We start from the raw sequence: 5,119 nt of genomic DNA on the forward strand, positions 1-5,119 counted from the left end.
CGAGCGGGCAGCGCGCGACGCCGCCGACGGTCACGAGGGCCCGGCCGCCCGGGAGCCCGTCGCGCTGACGGACCCGGCGGCGTCCGCTGCCGCAGCGGAGGCAGTCGCGTCCCCCGTGCTCCGACCGCCCGCCGCCGCCCGCGCGTTGTGCTCCTCCTCCCACGCCGCCAGCGCCACTCCGCACGCGTGGTCGACATGCCGCAGCCCGGCCATGCTCAGCTCCACCGGGCGGTCCCGCGGCAGCGCCTCCAACTGGTCCAGCAGCTTCGGCAGCCGCAGGAAGGTCGCGTTCCCCGACACCCGTACGCGCAGCGTCCCGCCGCCGTCGCCCGCGTCCTCCGTCTCCACCTGGACGTGCGAGATCTCCCACGCCGACTTGACCACGGCCAGCAGCAGCCCGATCAGCACGCCCGCGAACATGTCGACCCCCACGATCGCGAGGGCCGTCACCGCCAACACCACGGCCTCCGCCCGGTGTTCGCGCCACAGCCGGACGAACTCCCGTACCGGGACCAGCTTCCAGCCCGCGTGCACCAGCACCCCGGCCAGCGCCGCCACCGGAATCACCCCGAGCGCACCGGGCAGCACCGCCACGAAGAGCAGCAGCCACACCCCGTGCAGCACCCGTGCGAGCTTGGTGCGCGCCCCCGCCGACACGTTCGCCGAACTGCGCACGATGACGGCCGTCATGGGCAGCGCACCGAGCGCGCCGCAGACCGTGTTGCCCGCGCCCTGCGCCATCAGTTCCCTGTCGTAGTCCGTACGCGGGCCGTCGTGCAGCCGGTCCACCGCGGCCGCACTGAACAGGGACTCCGCCGATGCGATGAGCGCGAAGGCGACGACCGTCGCCGCGGCACCGAAGGACAGCAGCCCCGCCATGTCGTCGGCGCCGGGCGGCCGCAGGACGTCCAGCAGACCCCGCACCCGTACGCGCGCGACCGGCAGTCCCAGCACGCCGGTGACCGCGGTCGCCAGACCCACGGCGGCCAGCGGCGCGGGCAACACCCTCGCCGCGGAACGCCACTTGGGCCACAGCACCAGAACGGCGACCGTCCCGGCCCCGAGCAGGACGGCCACGGCGCCGTCCCCGCCGAGCACCCCGCCGGCCAGGCCGGGCAGCCCCGCGAGCTTCGCGAGACCGCTGCCGGGCGCCCGGGCGTCCGCCAGCGCGTACACCTGTCCGGCGATCAGCACCAGCCCGATCCCGGCGAGCATGCCCTGTACGACGGCGACCGAGATCGCCCGGAACCAGCGGCCCAAGCGCAGTGCGCCCATGGCGAGTTGCAGCAGCCCGGCGGCCAATACCAGGACGCCGAGGGCACGGAGACCGTACGACTGCACGGCCTCGTAGACGAGGACGGTCAACCCCGCGGCGGGACCGCTGACTTGAAGGCTGCTGCCCGGCAGCGCTCCGGCGACGAGCCCGCCCACGATCCCGGTGACCAGGCCGAGTTCGGCCGGCACACCGGACGCGACGGCGACGCCGACACACAGCGGCAGGGCGACGAGGAAGACGACGAGGGACGCGGTGACATCCGCGCGCAGGGCCGCGCGGTCGGTGATCCTTCTGAGCATGAGGCATCTCCAGCCCGTCCCGCGGCCCGCATGCCGCGAGGCGCGGCGGGGCACGGCGGAACGAGCGCGGTACGTGCTCGCACAGCGAGCCGGGCGGTTTCGGAAGTCCGGAGGTGAGGCGGAGACGAGGAGATGAGGAGATGAGGCCGAGAGAAGCGGCGCGCACGTGGACGCGTACGGGGACGCGGCGTGGAAGCGGACGTACGCGGGCGCCTGCCGAGGATCAGCAGCGGAAGGTCTGGTGCAGCACCTGTACATCGACGGTGCGCGCGCTGCGTACTCGCTCACGCACGGTGCCCGGTACGGCGAGATCCGCCGCCGGGACCGTACGGACATCGCAGTCGCACACACGCACGGGCGCCGTGCCGTCCGTCCACACGGAGGCCGAACGCCGCACCCCGTGCCGGGACTTGCAGTCTTCCTCGGCCGTGCCGGAACGCTCGCCGTCCGCCGCCGCGTACACCGAGACCGGCGCGGCGGAACGCAGCGTCTGTGCGCTGACCTGTGCCGACGCGGACTCCACACCCAGCAGCGTGGCGAGCAGCAGGACGAGGGCGGCGGTCAGTGCCCGTGCGCCGCTCCGCGTGCTCGCCGGCATCCGGCCTCCTTCTGCCGCTCGTCGCTGGGGTGTTGACAGCGGACCTCATTGTGTCAACCACGCTAGGAACGTTTGCAAGTCGGCACATGCACTCTGCGTGAAAAGCGCCGTACGGATGGCTGTTTCGCGTCCCCGCGCAGACGCGCCCCGCCCGCCCCGCCCTCCGCAGGCTCCGGCCCGGCCACCCGTACGAAGGAGGAACCACGTGCCGCTTGACGCCGAAGACGGGACGCGCGCAGAATTCATCGCATGATGAATAAGCGCCCCGCGGGACCGTCCGCACCCACACCCCGCGAACCGGGCCGCCCCACCGTCCACGCCGCCGGACTCAGCGTCGTCCGCGGTGGACGCACGGTCGTCGACGACCTCACCTTCGACGTCGCGCCCGGCACCGTCACCGGCCTGCTCGGCCCCTCGGGCTGCGGCAAGTCCACGCTCATGCGCGCGATCGTCGGCACCCAGGCCAAGGTCACCGGCACGCTCGACGTCCTGGGACAGCCGGCAGGTTCGGCCCCGCTGCGCTCCCGCGTCGGCTACGTCACCCAAGACCCGTCCGTCTACGGCGACTTGACCGCGCGCCAGAACCTCGACTACTTCGCCGCCGTCCTCGGCATCCCCCGCAGACAGCGCGCCGAGGCGGTCGACCGCGCCCTGCACGACGTCGACCTCGCCGACCACGCCGGCTCGCTCACCGCGAACCTCTCCGGCGGCCAGCACTCCCGCGTCTCACTCGCGGTCGCACTGCTCGGCTCGCCCGAACTGCTGGTCCTCGACGAGCCGACGGTCGGCCTCGACCCGGTGCTCCGCCGCGACCTGTGGAACCTCTTCCACCGCCTCGCCGCGGAGAACGGCACCGCCCTCCTCATCTCCTCCCATGTGATGGACGAGGCGGACCGCTGCCAGAACCTCCTGCTCATGCGCGCCGGACGGCTGCTGGCCGCCGACTCCCCGGACGCCCTGCGCGCCCGTACGCACACCGACTCGGTCGAGGACGCCTTCCTCCACCTCGTCGACGAGGCCCGCCGGGCCGACGCCGCCTGACCCGTCCACGCCACCCACGCCCCGTCCAACCGTCCAAGCCCAAGCCCAGCCTCCAGCCCAGCGGAGAACACCAGCCATGAAGCCGGCCCGCACCCTCGCCACAGCCCGCCGCGTCCTGCGCCAACTCGCCCACGACCCCCGCACGATCGCGCTGCTGCTGTTCGTGCCGGTCCTGCTCCTCGTGCTCCTCTACTACGTCTTCGACGCCGACCGGCGGTCCTTCGACTCCATCGGCGCCTCGCTGCTCGGAATCTTCCCGCTGGTGACGATGTTCCTGGTGACCTCCATCGCCACCCTCCGCGAACGCACCTCGGGGACGCTGGAGCGCCTGCTGTCCATGCCGCTCGGCAAGGGCGACCTCATCGCGGGCTACGCGCTGGCATTCGGCGTCCTCGCCGCCGTCCAGGCGTCCGTCGCCACCGCCGTCGCCGTCTGGCTCCTCGACCTCAACTTCGCGGGCCCGCCCGGGATGCTGCTCCTGATCGCCCTGCTCGACGCGCTCCTCGGCACCGCGCTCGGCCTGTTCGTGAGCGCCTTCGCGGCCTCGGAGTTCCAGGTGGTGCAGTTCATGCCGGCGGTGATCTTCCCGCAGATCCTGCTCTGCGGACTCTTCGCACCCCGCGACAGCATGCAGCCGGTCCTGGAGTACGTCTCCAACGTCCTGCCCATGTCGTATGCCGTCGACGGCATGAACGAGGTGCTCCAGCACACCGACCCCACCGGCGACTTCGCCCGCGACGCCGTGATCGTCGCGGGCTCGGCCCTGCTGGTCCTCTTCGTCGGCGCCGCGACCCTCCGCCGCCGTACGCCGTGACCCCACGACCGCGCGGCGACGGGCGCTTCCACCAGCCGGACGCTCGCGCCGCGGCCCGGGCGCCGGTGCGAGGATGAGCGGCAGCACGCGTACGCACTGGACGAGGTGAACCACCGCATGACCCAGAAAGTCGCCGTCCTCGGCGCCGGCAAGATCGGCGAGGCCCTGCTCTCCGGAATGCTCAGGGGCGGCTGGTCACCGTCCAACCTCCTTGTCACGGCCCGCCGTTCGGAACGCGCACGGGAACTGCGCGAGCGCCACGGCGTCGAGTCCGTCGGCAACCCGGAGGCGGCCGAGCGCGCCGACACTCTGATCCTCACGGTCAAGCCGCAGGACATGGGCACCCTGCTCGACGAACTGGCGCCGCACACCCCCGTCGAACGCCTCGTCATCAGCGGCGCCGCGGGCATCCCCACCTCGCTCTTCGAGGAGCGCTTCCAGCCCGGCACCCCGGTGGTCCGCGTGATGACCAACACCCCGGCCCTGGTGGACGAGGCCATGTCCGTCGTCTCCGCGGGCACACACGCGACCGAGGCCCATGTCGCCCTCGCCGAGGAGATCTTCAACGGCGTCGGCAAGACCCTCCGCGTCCCCGAGAGCCAGCAGGACGCATGCACCGCCCTCTCCGGCTCCGGCCCCGCGTACTTCTACTTCCTGGTCGAGGCGATGACCGACGCCGGCATCCTCCTCGGCCTGCCCCGCGACAAGGCCCACGACCTCATCGTCCAGGCCGCGGTCGGCGCGGCCACGATGCTCCGCGACAGCGGCGACCACCCGGTGACCCTCCGCGAGAACGTCACGTCCCCGGCGGGCACCACCATCAACGCCATCCGGGAGCTGGAGAACCACCGCGTACGCGCCGCGGTCCTCGACGCCCTGGAGGCCGCCCGCGACCGCAGCCGCGAACTGGCCGCCGGCAAAGGCTGATTCGCAGGCCCCGCACCCTCTCGTTTGGGAGCCGCCCGAGCGTGGTGTACGCTCCAACGGTTGCCGGTCAGCCGTAATGGCTGCTCCGGCTTCTGTCTTGCCGTTTGTCGGCGGTCTTTTGTGGTGGTGCCCTCGTCTTGTGCGGGGCTGTTTTTCGTGTGCTG

5 protein-coding genes are annotated in these 5,119 nt (G+C 72.5%); 3 read left to right on the forward strand and 2 right to left on the reverse strand.

Translation table 11 applies throughout. The features are described from left to right. Window positions 1–30: 30 nt before the first annotated feature. Both AN218_RS31230 and AN218_RS31235 read right to left on the reverse strand, forming a co-directional pair. Window positions 31–1,575, reverse strand: a complete 1,545-nt coding sequence (locus AN218_RS31230; protein ID WP_070020389.1) for a SulP family inorganic anion transporter — start codon at window positions 1,573–1,575, stop codon at window positions 31–33. 223 nt (window positions 1,576–1,798) lie between these two features. After that, window positions 1,799–2,173, reverse strand: a complete 375-nt coding sequence (locus tag AN218_RS31235) for a hypothetical protein (protein WP_070020390.1) — start codon at window positions 2,171–2,173, stop codon at window positions 1,799–1,801. Window positions 2,174–2,422: 249 nt separating this feature from the next. Between AN218_RS31235 and AN218_RS31240 the strand changes: the two genes are divergently transcribed. The 3 genes from AN218_RS31240 (at window position 2,423) to proC (ending at window position 4,955) form a co-directional block, all read left to right on the forward strand. Next, window positions 2,423–3,214, forward strand: a complete 792-nt coding sequence (locus AN218_RS31240) for an ABC transporter ATP-binding protein (RefSeq protein WP_070020391.1) — start codon at window positions 2,423–2,425, stop codon at window positions 3,212–3,214. A 76-nt stretch (window positions 3,215–3,290) separates the two neighbouring features. Then, window positions 3,291–4,028 carry an ABC transporter permease gene (locus AN218_RS31245; protein ID WP_070020392.1) on the forward strand — a complete coding sequence of 246 codons (738 nt, stop codon included), beginning with the start codon at window positions 3,291–3,293 and terminating at the stop codon, window positions 4,026–4,028. Between the two features lie 117 nt (window positions 4,029–4,145). Next, window positions 4,146–4,955, forward strand: coding sequence for a pyrroline-5-carboxylate reductase (proC, locus tag AN218_RS31250; protein WP_070020393.1), 810 nt, complete (start codon window positions 4,146–4,148; stop codon window positions 4,953–4,955). The last annotated feature ends 164 nt before the right edge of the window (window positions 4,956–5,119 follow it).

The organism is Streptomyces nanshensis (assembly GCF_001751255.1).
In the GTDB taxonomy this organism is placed as follows: domain Bacteria; phylum Actinomycetota; class Actinomycetes; order Streptomycetales; family Streptomycetaceae; genus Streptomyces; species Streptomyces nanshensis_A.

Bases quoted from the DNA above. Each gene is read 5' to 3' on its own strand.
- AN218_RS31230 (WP_070020389.1), bottom strand. From the start codon at position 1,575: ATGCTCAGAAGGATCACCGACCGCGCGGCCCTGCGCGCGGATGTCACC.
- AN218_RS31240 (WP_070020391.1), top strand. From the start codon at position 2,423: ATGATGAATAAGCGCCCCGCGGGACCGTCCGCACCCACACCCCGCGAA.
- AN218_RS31235 (WP_070020390.1), bottom strand. From the start codon at position 2,173: ATGCCGGCGAGCACGCGGAGCGGCGCACGGGCACTGACCGCCGCCCTC.
- proC (WP_070020393.1), top strand. From the start codon at position 4,146: ATGACCCAGAAAGTCGCCGTCCTCGGCGCCGGCAAGATCGGCGAGGCC.
- AN218_RS31245 (WP_070020392.1), top strand. From the start codon at position 3,291: ATGAAGCCGGCCCGCACCCTCGCCACAGCCCGCCGCGTCCTGCGCCAA.